The organism is Thermotalea metallivorans, from assembly GCF_001562415.1.
Classification (GTDB): domain Bacteria; phylum Bacillota; class Clostridia; order Peptostreptococcales; family Thermotaleaceae; genus Thermotalea; species Thermotalea metallivorans.
Window position 1 is genome coordinate 131,771 of the sequence record NZ_LOEE01000028.1, and the last position, 20,545, is coordinate 152,315.

Genomic DNA, 20,545 nt, shown 5'->3' on the forward strand with positions numbered 1-20,545 from the left:
GAAAATGAAAAAAGCGGCAGCCTTCTTATGTTTGATTTTACTGATGAGCTCCATTACCTCCTATGGGGACTCCCAAGGGCCCTACAGGAACGGATTTATCGAGGGGTATGTAAAAAAGGTGTTGGAGAAGGAAATACAGATCGAGGAGTATGATGGCACCATCCATCAGCTCCCCTTCGACCCCAATGCCCTGCTCACCATCGATGGTGTTCCGGCATCTTTAAAGGATTTCAAGGCGGGCATGGAGGTATATGGAGAGTTGAAGGGGCGAAGACTTTATACCTTGGAGAGCTACGCCACAGAAAATCTTGGCTATATCCCGCCGGGGGGAAAAATAAGGACAGGGATTGTCAAAAAGATTGACAGGGATCAAATCGTCCTCCAGCTCCCTACAGGACAAAAGGAGACCTACTTTGCGTCGGCAGCGACCATTGCCATGAAAAAAGGTGCCCAGGTTCCTCACAGCGTCCTGTATGAGGGGGATCGGGTAAAACTGTATTTTGATGAGATCGACTCTTCTTTGATCAGCAAGATGGAGATAGAAGGAGATTCCATTGTGGTCAAGGATTTATACCGGGGAAAGCTCGCCTTTGCCCACGACTTAGAGAACAAAATGGTGCTGGAAGAAGTGGAGGCCCTGCGCAACGGGAAATGGGAAGCCGTAAAGCCCAGCATAGCCATTCCCTATGCCATGGATCTTCCCCTCTATGCAGGCGGGCAAAAGATATCCTACAAGCAGTTAAAGAACTACCAAGGCAGGACCGTTTATATGGCCGTCAAAGACTTTTTTGGAAGCCAGCGGGCGGAAAAAATGATTGTCAAAGGCCAATATGAATCCACCTATGCTGACAAGATCAAGGACATCAACTGGTATACCCAGGGATTGGAGCTGAATAACAACAAGAACCTGGCTTTTCATGAAGGCACCATCGTTATAAAAAACGGGCGGTTGGTGGACATGTACAGCATTGATGCCAAGGCCGATGTCTTTGTGGTAGCCGACGGCCGTGGAAGCAATCTCCTTGCCGATGTCATCTATGTGTACAATGAGGATATCAACCATTCCAATATAGGCCGTCATGTTGTTTATAGCGGAAGACTGGATGTGATCCTGCAGGATCAAGTAACCCTGAAGAACTTTTTCGTACTGGACAACAACCAATGGGTTTCCTTCGGGGGACAAAAAGATTTGTATTATGACAGTGATACTTCTATTTTTGATATGGAAGCACAAAAGTTCGTGTCGCCAAAGGAATTTTACGCCAAAGACTATGCCGTTGACGAAAATTCTGATTATGCCAAGAATAGAAACCTAAAGGATTGGCACGGTTACATCTATACCGACGGAGATCAAATCCGGACCATTCTGGTGCAGAAAAACATGGATTCTTTGCTCAATCAGAGGATTACCAACGGCGTGATCGACAAAGTGTATGACGATCCTTTGGTGGGTTGGACATTGGAATTAAGAGACGGAAAAGACTGGAGCAGCAGCAAGAAGCAGTGGATGGAAAAAAATGCTTCCCTCAGGATCAACCTGGAAAAAGCCATGATCATAAAGGATGAAAGGATGATCAGCGCCCATGAGCTAAAGGCCGGTGACCGCCTCTACATGGTGAGAAACGATTTTGAAGGGAAGATTATAATTGTGAAATAAGGGAAAAAGAGAAAGGTTGAAGGAGGGGGCAACGTTGAAAAAAATCATTCTTTGCTTCATGATAGGGTTGTTGTCTGTGGCACCTATCGTAGGATGGGCTGCTCCCCCTGAATTTTCCGGTGGTGTCAACAATGAGTATGCCTATGAAGAAATTGTGTTTATCACCGGAAAACCGGTGAAATTTGTGGGGACCCTTGCCTTGTCGGAACGGGAAAAGGAAAATACCAAAACCATTACGTACAGATTTAACAAGCTGACGCCGGAAGATAAAACCATAGAGGCCGAACTGACAAAATCCGTTACCTTTGTAACGGAATACACCAACCGGAATGAGAAGGGACAAACCATTGCCCAGACCAGGGTAGAAAAATACAGTGAGTCTTTAAAGATCGGACAAGACAAATACGAATTGAAGGATTTTCAATTTTCCAAATCCGACGTGATAGACAACCGTCCCGCTGCCGCTTTTTATTCCGGCAACCTGAAGGGGAGAAAATACTATGTCATTAACAAAGACCAGGGAGAAGTGGTTGTAGATATTTCCGGGGGCAGCGTGGGTTATGAAAATTTTTGGGGCAATACGGAGACCCAGATCATCGATTATGTAATCCAGACTACCAGACTCCTTCCATCCGATGGGAACAATGGCCAGCAGGCCAATGAAAAAACCTCGTGGCAGGGGACAGTGAGGGTGCAAACCTCCGACAGCCAGACCAAGACTTTGAAATATGCCGAAAACGAAGCGAACTTTTCCAGTTTTTATGGGGGACATATCCGCATTACGAACCGGGAGATGGTATCCCGATATGATTACAACCTGCCCCAAATTGCGGAAAATAAGGCGGATGGCAGCAAGAGAAACAAAGGGAGCATGGCCCTGTCGAAACAGATGGTGCCAAAGCTGGAACGGCTGATTGTGCCAAAGTTCCGGGATATCGGGGGGCACTGGGCCCAAGAAAGCATTGAAAAACTTTATTCCCTGGATGTATTCGATGAACAGTCTTCTTTCTTTGCACCCAATATTCCCTTTACAAGGGGAGAGTTTATCAAGGGCGTCATCCGGGCCTGTGATATCCGTCCAAACCTGGATGCATCTCTGAAGCCCAGCCGCAGCAGGAAACAACCTCCTGAGGAATCTCCTTTCCAGGATGTAAAGGTGGAAGACAAGCATTATCAATATATCAAAAGCGGACTGGAAAAACAGATCATATCCGGAGTTTCGCCGGATCGCTTTGACCCGGAGGGTCCTTTGACCAGGGCCCAGGCCATTACCATCCTGATCCGGGCTTTGGGCTTTGAAAACAAAGGGCCCAGTCCGGGATACTATACCTCCTTTGCCGATGACCGGGATATACCCAACTGGGCAAGGGACAGCATCTATGTGGCCAAGGAAATCCATTTGATTCAAGGGGACGATTTCAATCGGGTAAATCCCAACAAAGTGGTATCCAGGGCGGAAGCCTCCGCAATGCTGGTGAGATTCCTGGAATTTTTGGAAAAAGATTTGCAACGGGATTATCGGGAGAATATTATTCAGTTTCAGTAATCAAGATCCCGTGGCCATCCCCTTGGACCCTCTTGTCAACGGCGGCAGTGCCAGTGTTTCGGAAATACTGGCTGGTCCAAAGAAGTGACGGAAGGGATAGAAAACTTCCAGAGGATTTATCATTTCCTATTGACTATGGAAGAGGGATAAGATATACTATTTAAGTTATGAATAGGGAAAAAGACGAGCACCCTATCAGGGTGCCCTGCCATATATATGGACGCGGACATCGGTAGGTCACCCGTAGGGGGTGGCCTCACTTTTTTTGGAAACCGTTAGCGATTGGCCATTAGCCGTTAGGGGGCAGCCATTATCAGCTACCAGTCACCAGCAGCTAGTAGCCAGTAGCCATCAGCCATCACCCATAAGCAATCAAAGGAGGATTCTATATTATGACAAAGTATATTTTTATTACCGGCGGTGTTGTATCATCCCTGGGAAAAGGAATTACGGCGGCATCCTTGGGACAACTGTTGAAGGCCAGAGGTTTAAAGGTAACGATCCAGAAATTGGATCCCTATATCAATATGGATCCGGGAACCATGAGTCCCTACCAGCATGGAGAGGTCTTTGTGACAGAGGACGGGGCCGAAACGGATTTGGACCTGGGGCACTATGAAAGATTCATGGATATCAACTTAAACAAATACAGCAATGTGACCACAGGAAAAATTTACTGGTCCGTCATCACAAAGGAGAGAAAGGGAGACTATCTGGGTGGCACCGTTCAGGTGATCCCCCATATTACCAACGAAATTAAGGAAAGAATTTTCCGGGCAGGACGGGAAACCAATGCCGATGTGGTGATTACAGAGATCGGCGGTACCGTAGGGGATATTGAGAGTTTGCCATTCCTGGAAGCCATCCGCCAGATCAAGTATGATGTAGGGAAGCAGAATGTCATGTACATCCATGTGACCCTGGTGCCTTATCTGGGCAAGGCGGGAGAAATCAAGACAAAGCCTACCCAGCACAGTGTGCGGGAATTGAGGGAGATTGGTATCCAGCCCGATGCCATCGTATGCAGAACGGAAAAGCCCCTGTCCCAGGAGGTCAAAGAAAAGATCGGATTATTCTGCAACCTGGACAGCAACAGTGTGGTTCAGAACATGGATGCATCTTCCCTGTACGAAGTACCCCTGATGCTGGAAAAAGAGGGCTTGGGGGATATGGTATGCAAGCGGTTGGAATTGCAGTGCAGTGGCCCCGATTTGACAGAATGGACTCATATGGTGGAGAAAGAGAGAAATCTGAAATCAGAGGTAAGGATTGCCTTGGTGGGCAAATACGTAGAGCTCCATGATGCCTACCTGTCGGTGGCAGAGGCATTGAAGCATGGGGGGATTGCCAACGATGTGAAGGTGGAGATCGATTGGATTCATTCCCAGGATGTAACACCGGAGAATGTGGAAGAGTACTTGCAAAGTGCCGATGGAGTCCTTGTTCCCGGCGGTTTTGGCGACAGGGGCATTGAAGGAAAGATTGCGGCCATCCGCCATGCCAGGGAAAATAAAATTCCTTTCTTTGGCATCTGCCTGGGGATGCAACTGGCTGTGGTGGAGTTTGCAAGACATGTGGCAGGCTTAAAGGACGCTCACAGTTCAGAGTTGGATCCCCATACGCCTTATCCGGTGATCGACCTGATGCCGGATCAAAAAGATATTGAGGATATGGGCGGTACCATGCGGCTGGGGGTATATCCTTGCAAAATTTATGACGGAACAAAGGCAGAAGCTGCCTATGGAGAGGATCTGATCTATGAGCGGCATCGCCACAGATATGAATTCAATAACCAGTTTCGTGATGTCCTGACGGAGAAAGGCTTGGTCATCAGTGGTATTTCTCCCGACGAAAGATTGGTGGAGATTATCGAACTGCCCCATCATCCCTGGTTTGTGGCGGGACAATTCCATCCGGAGTTTAAATCCAGACCCACAAGACCCCATCCGTTGTTCCGGGATTTTGTCAAGGCAGCAAGGGAAAGGAAAAGCATGGCGGGAATGGAAAACAGGTGATCGCCATGAAAACAAACCTATATAAGGATAGGGGACATATCCTTTATACGGGGGGAATCACTATACTGGGAATGTATCTGAGGCTTTGGTGGATTCACCATATCCCAGCGAAACCCATTTACGATTTTGAGACCTACCAGGAGATAGCTGCAAATATTTTCATGCACTTGGGCCATAGCCTTCGGGGAGAACCCGTTGCCTTTCAGGGTATGGGTTATCCCACGATTTTAGGTTTTGTATATAGACTTATGGGAAATCATGACCTGTATACGGCCAAGATGTTCAATGTCATCTTGTCCGGCTTTACTTTAATTTTGATGTACCTGATTCTGATCAAAATTACCGACAAAAAATTTATCATCCATACAGTATATACTACGGTGGCCCTTTTGCCCAATTTTATTGCCTATAACAATGTCATCAGCACAGAGGTGCTGATTGCCTTTCTCCTTTCGGTCATTGTGTGCCTGCAGCTTTATACCTTTGACAACCGGCTGCGCTACCCTCTCCTGGGATTTTTTATTGGGATTGCCGCACTGACCAAGCCTTTTTTGATGGCATATCCCGTGGTGGCAGCGGCAAGCCATTGGCTGAAAGAGAAGGATGTAAAAAAAACGGCGGTCCTTTTCCTTACGGTTTTCCTCAGCATGGCATTGACCATTGCACCATGGACCCTAAGGAACTATCAAAAATTCGGCCGATGGATTCCCGTATCCTACAATTCGGGCTATGTATTCTATATCAACAACAATGCCCACAATACCACAGGGGCCTGGATGCCCATCAAAGACATCTATGCCTCAAAGGAGCTGCGGGAGCAGATTGACGCAATATTGGACCATGGGAACAGAAGCGAAAAGTTGGCCCATGAGCTGGAAGTCGTTTTGAAGCCGGCAGCCAAGGCATGGATTCGTGAGCATCCCTGGGAGTTTGTCAAGCTGGGAATTCTGCGCCTAAAGGCTACTTTCTTCAGCGGGGCTTGGGACATTGAGGCATGGGCCATGAATGAATTCAAGGAAAAGCAGCGTTGGTGGACGGAAATTGAGTATTTGCGCAACATGAATGCCTTCCGGGCCGTCAGCGATGGCATCATCTATCTTTTAAGCTCCTTTGGACTTATGTATACACTCCTCAACATCAAAAACATCCTCTGGGGCCTATGGAAAAAAGACAGCAGGCTGAGCGACTTGGTGGGTATTCCCACCCTCCATATTGCCTTCTTTGCTGCTGTGTATTTTGTTTTCGAGGGCCAAGCCAGGTATAACTTTCCTGTATTGTTTTTCTTGGCACTGGCTGCAGGGGCTTCTTTGGATATGATTCGAACGGGTCTGTATGGAGAAAAGTAGCAGTCTATGGGAGGACTACTGTTTTTTCCCGTTTTTATAACACATAGGAAATGATGTACTTTCATAAATTGTGGATGAGTCATAATTTCCGTCATGTGTTTCAACAAAGTCTTCCTTTACATCTTCCAACGGAAGACTTTCAGTCTGTAGAAAAAGTAATGGGATAAGTAAGAATCCTTGAGATTTAGGCTTCGTCGCGAATCAGCAAGCCACTTTTTTCCTTATTTTTTTATTTAGAAAAGCGGCGCAGGTCTGAGCAGGAAGCCAAATCTCAAGGGTTTGTCTACAAGCTAGAAGTCTTCCAACGGAAGACTTTGTTATTTGGGAAAATCAAATCCCGAGGATTTTCCCACAAAAAAAGTGGTAGTCATCATCATACACGGACTATCACTTCTATGAATTCAGTGATATATAATTTTTTCTATTATGGCAAAAAAATCTTAGCGAATGGCCTTTAAGTGGAGAAGGTCTTTCCAGTTGCTGGCTGTAACGATTTCAACGGTCTGGAGTCTTTCTTTGACAGCCTTGACTTCCTCGAATACATTCTGTATTTCTTGTTTCAGCTCAAGGCGGGTCTGCTCAAGATTCTGCTCCAATCTTGCCATATTTTGCTTTACGGAGATCATATCCTCTTTCAGATAGGCCATATCCTGCTTCAAATAGGCTATATCCTGCTTCATATTGGCCATATCCTGCTTCATATTGGCCATATCTTGCTTCATATTGACTATATCCTGCTTCATTTCCAGCTGGTTTTTTAATATTTCCTGCAGAAGGGATTCCATCCTTTCCATTTTTTCACCTCCTCTTTTCCATATCATTCTATATCATTTTCTGAAAACTTTCAAGAATGTTTGCTTCTTAAAAGATACGGATACAGGGCAAAGGATGGATTCGCCAGATAACCCATATGGGAGACAAAGCCGTGAAACACCCGAAAGAGGATCAGCAGATCCTCCGGCAGGGACAGGGTCTTGTGGAATACCTTGGAGCCCATGATGGTATTGAGCTTATAGGCCAGCCGCCAGTAACGGAAATCAAAATCTCCTTCTCCCAGGAAGGGCTCAAAGATGACCTTCAGTATGGGAACCAGGGCCTTTCCGTAGCTTAAGATTTCTTCTTCTCGAAAACCTAAACCTGTCAACAGGCGGGGAACATTTTCATGATCCCCCTTTTGGAGACTGAGAATTACCTCCCGCAGATTTTCCACAAAAGAAGCCGGGTATTCCTTTACACATCCGTAATCAATTACTTGGAGCACAAGGCGGCCTTCTTTTTTTTCCACGAAAAAATTGGCGCTGTGAGGGTCCCCATGGAGTATTTGGTGTTGGAACAAAGATTCAAAATAAAAGGAGGCCAAGATATGGAGAATCTCCCGTTTTTCTTCCTCACCAGCCGTCCGAAGGAACGCCTTTAGGGGCAAACCTTTGCATCTTTCTTCTACGATAAGCTCTTTTCGGGTAAATTGGGGGTAGACCTTGGGAATATAGATTTGTTCATGGTTTTGAAAAATCTTTTGAAACTTTTCCAGGAAATCTGCCTCCAATGTATAATCGGTTTCCTTTTCGATGGTTTCTTCAAAGGCCTCCAGGTAGCGAAGCAGCAGGTCCTTGCTCTCCGGTGGAAAACGAAACAGCCGGAAGGCAAAGGATACCACCCCTTTGACAAATTTCCAGTCATGCCAGAGAGCCTTCTTAATGTGGGGATACTGTATCTTTACGATGACATCGTCATCCCCCAGTTTTCCCCCATAAATTTGACCGATGGAAGCCGAGGCCATAGGCTGCTCCATGAGGTCGATTTTGCCGCCGGTCAGCTTCAAGGCCCGCTGTAAAAGGCGCTTTTCCTGATGGGCAACCCCCTCGTCCAGCAGGTTTTCAAAGGAGGAAAACTTCCTTCGATCGTTCAAGTACAAAAACTGCCCGTATTTCTGGGGGATGCCCTTCATGTCCCCAAGGATTTGAAAGAGCTTTTCCTGATCCGTGATATGCTCTTTCATCATATGAAACAAAAATTTCGACAATAAATATTTTCTCTTTAGACTCATCTGGAACACCTTTCCCCATCACCCTTCATACTGATCGAACAACTGGGCCCACTTGCTTTCTTTTCTCAGCTTGGCCATGCGTTTTTTCCCTTTGTCGGGCCACCAGATATAGTCATGATAGAAGAAAGAACCAAAGATAAAGATATTGACCAGGGGCGTCTTGAAGAAAATATCCTGGATCCGCTTCAAAGGCCCAAACCATAGGAAATCTCCAACCTTCGAGGCAAGATTGTCCCCCACGGTAAAGCCCCAGCTTTCCTTCTCAATATCTTCTCCCAGAATTTCGATATCCTCTATCTTCCCTACACCCAATCCCCGGTCATGGGCCAGTTGAATATATTTTAATTCCCTATAGGGGTCAAAACCCATCATTTTTGCTGCCACTGCATCAATGGCCACCTGATCGTTGCTGGCCAGAATAAAATCCTTTTCGATGGGCAGCATGGTCCTGGGTCCCGGTCCGTTTCCGGCTACGGTGCCGTCCATAACGGCGAAAATGCCCGTATGGATTTCCTGCTGAATGGCCAAGAGATCCACGAGGGTTTCATGAATGACACTGTGGGTATAATGTCTTTTCGAATTCAACAGGCCTCCAAAGGCATTCTTCATGGCCCCTGTGGTGGTGGTATAGATATGGCATTTCATGGTAGGAAGATGGAGTATATTTTTTCCTATAAAATAGTCCGGTATGCGGATGCCCTCTTTGAAAATCTGGTCCAGGGCCAGCATCTCTGCCTTCGGCTGATATTCAATCCACCGCATATCTTCTTCCCGGAAATTAAACAAGGTAGGAATATGATATTTCTGGAATATAGGCACATACTTGTTTAACTTTTCCCCTTTGAAAGGGTCCGTTACCACTGTATTATTTTGTACGCAGGTGATTTTGTCATAACCGTGCCTTTGCAGTCCCAGGATGACGCCCTCCAACTGCCAGGGCGTTGTATTGGCGCTCAAGTAAGGAAAATGCCAACTGATATTGTCTTTTAAAATCGTCACTCTCTCTTTAGGAAGATATTGCTGAAAATCGGCCATCTCCATCAGGCGGACATAATCCTTAAGCACTGTTTCCGGTCTGGTTTTCAGCACCACGACTTTTGCTTTCTTCTTCATTCAACTCACCTCTTTTTATCCTTAGGGGGTTATCGCTGTGGGCTGCCCTTTGACGACTGCCCGCCACCAGTTGCCAGCTAACGGATTTCCTCAGCTTTCCATAGGGTTCCCTGTACCGCCAATAATCCCAAAATACCGATCAGCACCCCCAACCACAGGGTAGAGAATCGGGTAATCATGGTGGCGGCCACCGCCATTTCCCTGGGGAGCTTCATCATCATCAAAAGGCCCAGGATGCTGCCCTCGGCGGCAAATAACCCTCCCGGCATCATCGATAGGGCTCCGATGATGGAGGAAAAGGATACGGTAAAGATAGAGGCCAGCAGAGGGAAATCCATACCCATGGCCTTCACTGTAAAGTAAATGACAAGACCTTCAAAAAACCAGGATACGACGCCAATGACCATGGCAAAAAGCAGTGGCCGCCAACGCAAAAGCATATAGATTTTTTCATAAAAATTTTCAATGGCAGCACCGAAAGGGGCTATCCCCTTGATCCTTTTCAACAGATTCAAAACAGAATGAACCAGGGGAGGAGATTGTACAAAGACGATAAAGGCCACCATAGCCAAAAGCACAATCCCCAAGACTTTTCTGCCATAATCATAGGATAGGGCTCCAATGCCGGCCAGCAGCAGCATGCTGATGCCGTCGGTAAAGCGCTCCCCCATGACCAAAGGAGCAGTACTGCTGATGGGAATGCCGGCCCTCTCTTTTAGCAGATAAGATTTTAGCAGTTCCCCGATTTTGCCCGGGGTCACCGTCATGCAGAGCCCGCTGATAAAGATCAGAAAGCGATCCTTTGAGGGTACCCGGGCATCAATCAAATTCAGATAATAGGTCCATTTTATATAGCGCAATACATAATTCATGGGTGCCAAAAGAAGAATGACAGGCAGATAGCGATAGTTGAAATGGACAAAAACACCGATCAAATGATTGAAATCCGAATACATCGATAGACCTGCAAAAACCATCATGCCTACGATGAGGGAAAGAAACAGCTTTTTCTTAAAATGACGAAAATCCAAAGGATCATCTCCCATTCATGGAAACTTGTTGTCGGCTGGCAGTCGCCAGCAGACCCAATCACCTATTTTCCCATCCCCTATTTGCCATTAGCTATCCGCCATCCGCTAACCGCTAACCGCTAACGGCTAACTTTTATAGAAAGTACAATATTCCGATACAGCTGATCACCCACAACAAAATATCAATAATTAAGGGCTTATCATTTAGTAGTATTAGTTCAGGATTTTCCCCCATATCCTTGGTATGGACGATGTATTGATATCGGAAAATACCGTAAATCACAAAGGGAATGGTGCCCATCATGTAGATGGAATGATTGCTCGTAAAGGTATAGAGGGAATAGGCCATCACCGTGGAGGAAGTGACAATATGGAGCATGTCGTCAATCAGCTCCGGCGTATAATCCTCCAATATTTTTCTTGTCATTTTCTGACCGTTGGCCACAAGCTTCATTTCACTCTTGCGCTTATGAAGGGCCAAAAACATAGACAAAAGGACAGTGCATAAAAGGAGCCAAGGGGAAATCTTTACCCCAATCAGCAGGGCCCCTGCCACAGCTCGGATGACAAAACCGGCGGCAATGGTCATCACATCCAGGAGTACCATATGCTTCAGTTGAAAGGAGTACAGAAGCATCAGGATGAAATAGCCCAGTCCAAGGCAGCCGAATAAAGCGTCCAACCGGAAGGCGGCCATGGACGAAACAATAAATATTAATAGGAAAAACAGAAGGGCCGATCGAACAGAAACCTGCCCCGATGCAATGGGACGCCTTGATTTTTTCGGATGCATCCGGTCCTTTTCTAAATCGATGACATCATTGATGATATAGACACAGCCTGAAAACATGCAAAACAGAAAAAATCCCGCCATGGTCATCAGTATCAGCCGATAATTGAATAAATTATTGGAAAATATCAGCCCGGCAAAGAGCAGCAAATTTTTGGTCCACTGCTTGGGCCGCATGGTTTTGATAAGCCCTGCCAGAGAACTGATCTTGTTTTTCTGATTTAGCACAACTCTATCTTCTGCCATGGTTCATACCTCTTTCTCATCAGTACTGATTCCCTTATCATCATAACATGTTTCCCTTTTCAAATAAATAGGAAATGGTTAGGGGGTTAGAACCCCACCGTCAACAGACAACTGGTAACTGGCAACTGTCAGCTATATTCAAAATATTTTTTATATATGGCAGGAATTGTTACGCCCCCGTCGAATATACATTAAGAACAGCAGGACATGTCATAGAGATGTAAAGATTTGTAATAGAACTGTAATGGAATTTTGTACAGGGATTATGTATAATTACTGTAAGGGTAAGGATATAATCCAGATAAAACTGCGGCAAAGGGAATGTTACACTTCTATTACAACTTGCAAGGTTGTATTGACGAAGGAACAGAACTATTGGTATAATGATGGATGTAGCCTGTAAAGCATTGTTCTTTGAAAGCATATTACATAGTTTATCGGCTAGGTTCATTAGTGTGCTTTCAAAGGGCAATGAAAAAGCCCTTATACTTAAAAGGTTTATCGGAAGCTGGACGAAGTCTTGTTCATAGGTGCACCGGAAATGAGCGGGACAGAGGAAGGCTAAAGATAAGGCATTCATTTCACACATGGGGCATAGCCCCCAAAAAACACATTTATAAAATTTTAAAGGAGGGTTTTTAAGTGAAGAGAAAATTATCTTTATTATTGGCTCTTGTGATGATTTTATCATTAGTGCCAATGACAGCGTTCGCTGCACCTGCTAACAGATTTGCTTCTACTTTAGATGTAGACAAAACTAGTGTGGTAGCAGACGGAGAGTCAGTAGCAAAATTCACATTGTATTTATTTGACAGCAGCAACAATCCAGCTGTTGGCGAAGCGGTATATGTTGCTTCTAAGAGATTTACAGGAACAGACACCGATATATTCACTGACAATAATGGAAATTCATTACCGTCAGCAGGTGGAGGATTATATTATGCCACAGCTAATAATGACGGAAAAGTTACAATTAAGGTAAAATCCTCTGTAGCCGGAACTGCAAAGATTGGCTTTGGTACTCTCCCAGGCGACATGGTTGGATACCTAAACGGGGATAAAAATGTTAATGAAAACACTGTAGGATTAATTGGAACAAAAGATATTACATTTACGGCTGATTCCATTGGCGGAATGACTGCAACGGTTACAGCTACTTCTCCAAGCAATCCAAGTGCCAACGGCCTAGACTATTTCGAAGTTACTTTCACAGCTAAAACAAGTGGCGGTGCACCAATTTCAGGAGAAACAATCAAGGTTTCAGCAAGCAGCTCAGCTGTAACTTTCAATGCAACTGAAAAAACTACAAACAGTGCAGGCAAAGCTACATTTAAAGTCTATTCAACAAAACCTGGAACTTTCACGATCGAAGGCAAATCAGGAAATAAAACAGCTTCAGTTAATGTAACTTTTAAATCTGCAGGATTATACAATGTAGAAAGAGTATCTACTGATGGCCAGGTAGTTGCAAAGAATTCAACAAAATCATTTAAGTTTAAACTTGTTGATGTAAACGGCAACATGTTTAAAGTAGCTAGCGTAAACAATGGAGCAAGCAAAGTATTAGATGCACAAAACAACCAGTATGACATTGAAACAGAAGTTGTTGACGAACCAGACAACTCAGCAATTACCCTAACATTAGGAAAATACAGTGATGGGCACTTAAAAATTACTACTTCTGAAATTAAGCATGAAGGGGCTTACAAAATCAGAGTAAAATTACCTAATGGGAAGTATGCTGATGTAAATTTCACAGCTAAAAAGCAAGGAGATATTGTTAAGATTGAGTTATCCTATGATGAAACAACATTGCCATTAGTGCTGAATGCTAAATCTGGTGACCCAACAGTTGACAGTTATGATGCCAATAATGTAAAAAAATCACTGTCAGCTTCAGATGTAACTTTTGTTTCATCCAATCCAAATTTAATTAGTGTTGACTCTAATGGTATTCTAAATGTAGCAACTAACGACAAAGATGATATTGGCAAAGAAGTAGTAATCACTGCTATTGATACTAGCAACAATTTGAGAGCAACGTATACGATTAAATTAGGCGGAAGAATTTCAGGAACAACAGCTACAGCACCTGAAAACACACTTGTAGGAGAAACTGCAAGAATTGAAGTAAAAATGCTTGATGAAAAAGGCAATGTTGTTGCTGTTGGACAGGGTTCAAACACAACATTCAAGTTGAACAAAGCGGTAGTTATTTCAAAACCTGAAGGAGCAATAGTTTCTGCTGAAGAAGCAGCAGATTTCTCAGATGACTTAAAAGCATACGGTAAAGCAGGTGTAGAGGTAACTTCTACAAAAGCTGGAAATGTTGAGTTGCAACTTATAATTGATGAGCTTGATGCTGGCAACCAGGTTGTAAGAACATATACAGCAGCTGTTACAGTGAAATTTGGCGATAAGCCAGTTGTTAAACCAGTGATTGGTGCTAAGTCATTAGTATTAACAATTGGTCAAACAGTGGCTGTGAAAGATGGCGCTGTTGCAACTATGGACGTGGCTCCATTCATCAGAGATGGAAGAACTTTCGTTCCAGTAAGATTTATCGCTGAATCTTTAGGAGCAGAAGTAAGCTTCACGCAAAATGCTCAAGGTTTAACTGAAACAGTAACATTAACAAGACCTGACATGACAGTAACGATGACTATCGGCTCTACAACAATTACAGTAGTAAAAGATGGTAAGTCTACAACAGTGACATCTGATGTTGCTCCATTCATTGAGTCCGGCAGAACAGTATTACCATTCAGAGCTTTAGCTGAGGCTATGGGTGCAACTGTTAACTATGGTATGAATGCTGACAACACAGGGGTTGCTTGGGTAAGCTTCGAGCAAAAATAATAAATAAACAAAATAAAAAACGATGGGAATTTTCCCATCGTTTTTTATTTTGGCAGAAGCAGACTTCTTAGGCAGTTACAACGTATAATTAATGTAGTATGCTTGAATCAAAAGGGAAAGTAGTATATAATAATAATTGACCAATGAGTCAGAAAGGGTGAAGGTAATGAAGATACATAAAAATACGATTAAGAGAATAGGCATATTGGCGCTGACATCCATATTTTTCTTTACAAGTTTCAGCTATGGAGCTGACTCCAATCAAACTGTGCAAAAACTATCTTTGCAAGAAGCGAAAAAAATGGCCCTTCAAAATAAATTTAATAAAAGCCAGATGAGCTTGCAGAAAGATAAATTGTCTCTTCAGGAAGACGGAATATATACAAATCTGAATAATGCATCCTATGGACAGACGCGAGCCAAAGGTGCAGCAGCAGCATTAGATGAACAAAGAAGACAGGTTTTGGCAGAACTAGCTATCTTAATTGATAAGGAAATGAATAATCCGCCTTTATCCGATTTGGAAAAGGCACAAAAATCAGCTTTGCAAACTCAACTGCTTACAATAGAATCTCAGCTTTCTGGATTAAGCTCCGCAGTTATCGGAGATCAAAGCAATCCATTGCTGGACTCTTTAGAATCTATTCGCATTAGTCAAAAAGCATTACAGGATAGTGAGGAAGTGCAGGATTTGCTGCTTGCATATAATGTGGAAATGCAGTACATCAGTTTGCTTAGTCTGGAAAAGCAAATAAAAAGTTTGGAGAAAAATATATTGAATATGGAAAAAGTATTAAAGCTGGAAAGGATAAAAAATAACTTAGGATTATCCAGCAATATAGCTCTTGAAAATATTTTCTTTACCGTAAATCAATTAAAAAATACATTAGAACAGGCCAAAATTCAAAAAGAGAACAGTTATGCCAATTTTAAAAAATTTATCGGGTACCCTTTGCATGAAGCGATTGTGTTAGAAGACTTTAAGCTGGAAAATTTTCTGTTGCCAAATTATGAAGAAGGATTAAAACGAGCTTTAGAAAACGGCGTTGAGATAAGAAACGCTAAGAGTGAGGTAAGCCGCAGGGAAGGATATATTGAGAATATGAAAGATCGATATCCAAAAGGGGCAGCGGCTCTGGATAGTCCAAAGCTTGATCTTAAAGATGCACAGCTTAAATTAGAGGAGAAAATGATCAAGACGGAGTTAAGTTATAAAACTGCATATAATGATTTATTGGTAAAAAAACAAAAGCTTGATTTGGCAATGAAGGATATGAATTTGGCCAGAAAAGCGTATGAGATAGAAAAGCTAAAATATGAAGTAGGAATGTCTAGCAAACTGGAACATGAGTCAAAACAAACGGATTATGAATTGAAGCAAATCGCATTGCAGCAGGCAGAATATGAATATATGAAATCACTGGCTGCTTATGAAATGGCGAGCCAAGGGGTTATTATAAGTTTAGGAGTGGAACGTGAATAAAATGAAAGAGTCAGGAATTTGGCTCTTTTTTTCTTTTTCTTGGGCTTGTAACGGAAATGTAATATGAAGCGGCCGACAATCAAAGAGAATGATAAAGGATTTAACGGTTTTGTGTCGAATGAATTTAATAAAGAATAGTATATGGGGGAGTGAAAAGGATCATGAGTAAAATGAAAAGAAAAATTGTCATATCTGTATTTTTATGTTTTTTCATATTTGCAAACAGCTTTGTCGCTTACGGCACTCAATATTTTACAGATGTCAATACCGATCATTGGGCAAAGGATTTTATAGAAAAATTGACTGTATTAGGAATCGTTAAAGGTTTCGATGATGCAACCTTTCGTCCTAATGATCCTGTAAGTAAGACAGCTTCAATTTCTATGATTTATCAGATGCTAAACAAAGCCGGTAAGACGAAAAATGCAACGGATCTTGTGGATAAACATAAAAAGACCCTTGAAAGTACAGGAATCCATACCTATGCATTATGGGCGGAACCTGCAATTGCCTATGCGTTAGAGAAAAGCATTGTCCATGAAGATGAATTAAAAGTATTTTTTAAAGAAGGCAAAAATGTTAATGCACGAAGATTGGATGTTGCGGTTTTTCTGGCCAAGGCAATAGCCGAAAGTGATATAGCAAACGGCAGTATAGTAGTGCTTCCTTTTACCGATGCTGATTTTATTCCCCACGCAGCAGGTAAATATGTAGCTTATTTGATAGAAAAAGGAATCATTAATAAAAATGGAGACTATATGGGCCGTTTCAATCCTAACAATGCAATTTCCCGTGCAGAAATTTGTACAATGATTGCAAAGGCTTATGATTTCATTAGCAAAAATGATAATACTGGAAATATCGCTCCGATTCCTGATCCTAATCCAGGTTCTGTCGTAGTGACTCCCAAGGATGAAATAAAGGATGGAAGCATTACCTATATAGACAGCAGTACCAAAACAATACTGGTCAAGCTTACAAATGGAAAAACAGAATTATTTCAAATAAATGATGATATTGAAATAAGCTTAAATGGGAATAAAGGTACATTCAGCGCTTTGCAAGTCAATCAGGAAGTAATGTTAACTTTAAAGGAAGGTACCAAATTAGCGAAGATAAACATAAAAAGTTTTGTTCCCAATATGGAAGCAACTCTGAATGCAGTTGTACCGAATACAGGATTTACTTTGGTTGTAGTTAGGGAAAAAACAACGAATGCAGTGAAATCGCTAAAAGCTACAGGTACTACCAAAGTAGAGTTAAATGGGTTGCCTGCCAGCCTGGATCAACTGAAATTAGGCGATATATTAAAGTTACAGGTGGATGGACAAGATATTTTATCTATAGCTGCTGTTTCAAAAATAAAAACTTATCAAGGTATATTGGAATCTGAAATTAGTTCTATGGAAAACCCTGTTTTGAAGATGAAGATAAATAACGAAGTGAAGGAATTTCCAATAGACCAAAATGCAAAAGTAACGAAAAACGGCTATACCCGGTGGTTAAAGGATCTTAAGAGGCTTGATGCTGTGACAATCACTACTGAATATGACAAAGTGATTGAAATTAAAGCCAATAGCGTATTTAGTAAAGTAACAGGAAAGATTATTTCTCTAACGATGGCAAAACCATCAAGTATTTTAAAAGTACTTGTGAATTCAGAGGAAAAAACATTTACCGTTGGCAATAATGTATCTGTTACCATTAATAATTCATCTAAATCATTATATGACCTGCGCGTAGATCAACTGGTAGAATTAGAGCTTGAAAACGAAGAAGTTATTGAAATAGAAGCGAGGGATGATTTGAAGAAAAAGCAAATCAGTGGAATTATCAGCAGTATTCACACAAGTTCAAAAACTATCAAAATACTTTATTACAATCCGACTACAAATACGGCGGAGAGAAAATCAATTGTATATAATTATGACACAAAGATTACATCCACAAGGGCGCAAACCGCTATTGGAGTCGGAGCTTTAAAGGTGAATGATCAAATTATTGTCATTGGGGAAGAACTAGATGATACATTTGTGGCAGAAAAAATATTGCTTATTGACTGATTAATGTGGAGACTGTGGTAAAATGCCACAGCCTTTTTCTGTACTTGATTTTGTTTTAAAAACTCTCAGAAGGAAAAAGAGAGTTTATGTAGAATGTTAAATTGTTGGTTAAAACTAAAATTTTACAATGACAGTTTATCTTTGATAATCGCAAAAATGGAGGAATAGGTATGGAAAAAGCAATGATCCGCGTAAGAATGAGCATGCATGACGCCCACTACGGCGGCAATCTTGTAGACGGAGCCAAAATGCTCCAAATTTTTGGCGATGTGGCCACGGAGCTGCTGATCCGCCATGACGGGGACGAAGGTTTATTTGCCGGCTATGACAAGGTGGAATTTAAAGCACCTGTGTATGCAGGGGATTACATAGAAGCCGTAGGAGAAATCGTAAGCGTAGGAAATACTTCAAGAAAAATGGTCTTTGAGGCAAGAAAGGTCATTGCACCGAGGCCAGACATCAATGAATCTGCCTGCGATGTGCTGGAAGAGCCCATTGTGGTATGCAGGGCAGAGGGCACCTGTGTAGTACCCAAGGATAAGCAGAGAAGAAAATAGGAAAAAGGGTGAAGAGAATCCAAAAGATTTTGTATTGTGTCAGGGGGAATAAAAAATGCAAAAGTTAATCATCACAGCGGCATTGACGGGTGCAGAGGTAACCAAATCCCAGCAGCCCAATCTGCCGGTGACGCCCGATGAAATTGCCGAAGCTGCCTATGCATGCTATCAGGCGGGAGCGTCCATTGTCCATGTCCATGCAAGGGATAAGGAAGGAAATCCTACCCAATCCTATGAAGTATATAAGGAAATCAAGGAAAAAATCGAGGCAAAGTGCAACATCATCGTTCAACCTTCCACGGGAGGTGCTACCTGGCATACCCCGGAGGAGCGGCTGCAGCCCGTGGAATTAAGGCCGGAAATGGCAACCCTGAGCTGTGGTACTTGCAACTTTGGATCGGATGTATTTATGAATTCGGAAGAGTATATAGAGAAGTTTGCAAAGAGGATGAAGGAGCTTGGCGTGAAGCCTGAAATCGAGGTCTTTGAAAGAGGCATGATTGAAAATGCATTAAGACTGGTAAAAAAGGGGTTACTGGATACGCCCGTACATTTTGACTTTGTCCTTGGTGTGCCGGGAGCATGCCCGGGAACACCCGAGGATTTGATGCATATGGTGCGAAGCATTCCCCCAGGTTCTACATGGACGGTGGCAGGCATCGGACGGGCAGAAACCCCATTGGCTGTCATGGCAATTATTCTGGGAGGTCATGTGCGGGTAGGATTTGAAGATAATATTTACTATCACAAAGGTGTATTGGCCGAGTCCAACGCCCAACTGGTGGAGAGAATCGTCAGAATTTCCAAAGAGCTAGGAAGGGAAGTGGCTACCCCCGATGAAGCAAGGGAGATTTTAGGAATCCGAAGATAGTTGCTGGTTAAAAGGGAGGGAGAAGGGCATGAAATTATTTATCGATACAGCCAATATAAGGGAAATTGCAGAGATCAACGATTGGGGAGTACTAGCCGGTGTTACGACCAACCCCAGCTTGGTAGCGAAGGAAGGCAGGGATTTTCTTGAGGTATTGAGGGAAATCACAGCCATGGTAGACGGACCCATCAGTGCGGAGGTTTTAAGTACGGAAGCAGAAGGTATGATTCAAGAAGGAACGGCATTATCAAAGATCCATCCCAATATTGTCATCAAAATTCCCATGACGGCGGAAGGCCTAAAGGCTGTAAAGGGATTGAAGGAGCGTGGTATCCGTACCAACGTGACCTTAGTTTTTTCTGCAAATCAAGCGCTGCTGGCAGCCAGGGCAGGGGCCGCTTACGTAAGTCCCTTTGTGGGCAGGATGGATGACATCGGCAATGCCGGTATGGATTTGATCCGGGACATTGCCCATATCTTTGATATCCATGGCATCGACACGGAGATTATTGCAGCCAGCATCCGTCATCCCATCCATGTGACGGAGGCAGCTTTGGCAGGGGCCCATATTGCCACCATACCCTATGATGTATGGAAGAAGATGCTGGTTCACCCCATGACAGAGCAAGGCATCGAAAAATTCATGCAGGATTGGAACAACCGGAAGTAGAGACGGCATAGGACAACTGTTATGGAATCGGCCGGAAAAAGAATGAAAAAGTATTCATCATAGAAACTCAGAGAAGTTGGAACCATCGGCTTCTCTTTTTTTGTCAGTCACCAGATGTCAGTCACCAGTTATCAGTCACCCACTGTCAGCAGCATCATGAATGGCTGATAGTCAATAGCTAATAGCTCATGGCCGTCGGCCGTCGGCTGGTAGCTGGTAACTGACAACTGGCAGCCAATGGCTTTAACGGC

General features: G+C 43.3%; 15 protein-coding genes. 10 read left to right on the forward strand and 5 right to left on the reverse strand.

Annotation, left to right across the window (positions count from 1 at the left end):
- The first annotated feature begins 4 nt into the window (after positions 1–4).
- The 4 genes from AN619_RS05835 (at position 5) to AN619_RS05850 (ending at position 6,564) form a co-directional block, all read left to right on the forward strand.
- Positions 5–1,657, forward strand: coding sequence for a S1 domain-containing protein (locus AN619_RS05835; RefSeq protein WP_068555687.1), 1,653 nt, complete (start codon positions 5–7; stop codon positions 1,655–1,657).
- A 34-nt stretch (positions 1,658–1,691) separates the two neighbouring features.
- Positions 1,692–3,203 (forward strand): S-layer homology domain-containing protein, encoded by a 1,512-nt coding sequence (locus AN619_RS05840; RefSeq protein WP_068555689.1) that lies wholly within the window; start codon positions 1,692–1,694, stop codon positions 3,201–3,203.
- Positions 3,204–3,595: 392 nt separating this feature from the next.
- Positions 3,596–5,218 carry a CTP synthase gene (locus AN619_RS05845; RefSeq protein ID WP_068555691.1) on the forward strand — a complete coding sequence of 541 codons (1,623 nt, stop codon included), beginning with the start codon at positions 3,596–3,598 and terminating at the stop codon, positions 5,216–5,218.
- Between the two features lie 5 nt (positions 5,219–5,223).
- Positions 5,224–6,564, forward strand: coding sequence for an ArnT family glycosyltransferase (locus tag AN619_RS05850; RefSeq protein ID WP_068555692.1), 1,341 nt, complete (start codon positions 5,224–5,226; stop codon positions 6,562–6,564).
- Positions 6,565–7,004: 440 nt separating this feature from the next.
- Here the strand turns inward: AN619_RS05850 and AN619_RS05855 are convergent, their stop codons facing one another.
- From AN619_RS05855 to AN619_RS05875, 5 genes are all read right to left on the reverse strand, one after another.
- On the reverse strand, positions 7,005–7,358 hold the full coding sequence (locus AN619_RS05855; protein WP_068555694.1) for a hypothetical protein: 354 nt from the start codon (positions 7,356–7,358) through the stop codon (positions 7,005–7,007).
- A gap of 50 nt (positions 7,359–7,408) precedes the next feature.
- Positions 7,409–8,611 carry an AarF/UbiB family protein gene (locus tag AN619_RS05860; RefSeq protein ID WP_068555696.1) on the reverse strand — a complete coding sequence of 401 codons (1,203 nt, stop codon included), beginning with the start codon at positions 8,609–8,611 and terminating at the stop codon, positions 7,409–7,411.
- Positions 8,612–8,629: 18 nt separating this feature from the next.
- Positions 8,630–9,724 carry a DUF362 domain-containing protein gene (locus AN619_RS05865; RefSeq protein WP_068555698.1) on the reverse strand — a complete coding sequence of 365 codons (1,095 nt, stop codon included), beginning with the start codon at positions 9,722–9,724 and terminating at the stop codon, positions 8,630–8,632.
- 77 nt (positions 9,725–9,801) lie between these two features.
- Entirely contained in the window at positions 9,802–10,755 is a 954-nt protein-coding gene (locus AN619_RS05870; RefSeq protein ID WP_068555700.1) for a lysylphosphatidylglycerol synthase transmembrane domain-containing protein, read from the reverse strand.
- Between the two features lie 133 nt (positions 10,756–10,888).
- Complete coding sequence (locus tag AN619_RS05875; RefSeq protein ID WP_068555702.1) at positions 10,889–11,791, reverse strand: decaprenyl-phosphate phosphoribosyltransferase; 903 nt, start codon at positions 11,789–11,791, stop codon at positions 10,889–10,891.
- A 642-nt stretch (positions 11,792–12,433) separates the two neighbouring features.
- Between AN619_RS05875 and AN619_RS05880 the strand changes: the two genes are divergently transcribed.
- The 6 genes from AN619_RS05880 to fsa all read left to right on the forward strand — a co-directional run bounded on the left by AN619_RS05880 (position 12,434) and on the right by fsa (position 20,294).
- Positions 12,434–14,650, forward strand: coding sequence for a stalk domain-containing protein (locus AN619_RS05880; RefSeq protein ID WP_068555705.1), 2,217 nt, complete (start codon positions 12,434–12,436; stop codon positions 14,648–14,650).
- A 166-nt stretch (positions 14,651–14,816) separates the two neighbouring features.
- A complete protein-coding gene (locus AN619_RS05885) occupies positions 14,817–16,133 on the forward strand; it encodes a TolC family protein (RefSeq protein WP_068555707.1) in 1,317 nt (438 codons plus the stop codon).
- A 161-nt stretch (positions 16,134–16,294) separates the two neighbouring features.
- Entirely contained in the window at positions 16,295–18,196 is a 1,902-nt protein-coding gene (locus AN619_RS05890) for an S-layer homology domain-containing protein (protein ID WP_068555708.1), read from the forward strand.
- Positions 18,197–18,366: 170 nt separating this feature from the next.
- A complete protein-coding gene (gene kal / locus AN619_RS05895) occupies positions 18,367–18,753 on the forward strand; it encodes a 3-aminobutyryl-CoA ammonia lyase (protein ID WP_068555711.1) in 387 nt (128 codons plus the stop codon).
- A gap of 55 nt (positions 18,754–18,808) precedes the next feature.
- Positions 18,809–19,624, forward strand: a complete 816-nt coding sequence (gene kce / locus AN619_RS05900) for a 3-keto-5-aminohexanoate cleavage enzyme (RefSeq protein WP_068555712.1) — start codon at positions 18,809–18,811, stop codon at positions 19,622–19,624.
- Positions 19,625–19,652: 28 nt separating this feature from the next.
- Positions 19,653–20,294 carry a fructose-6-phosphate aldolase gene (gene fsa, locus AN619_RS05905; RefSeq protein ID WP_068555714.1) on the forward strand — a complete coding sequence of 214 codons (642 nt, stop codon included), beginning with the start codon at positions 19,653–19,655 and terminating at the stop codon, positions 20,292–20,294.
- Positions 20,295–20,545 lie beyond the last annotated feature (251 nt).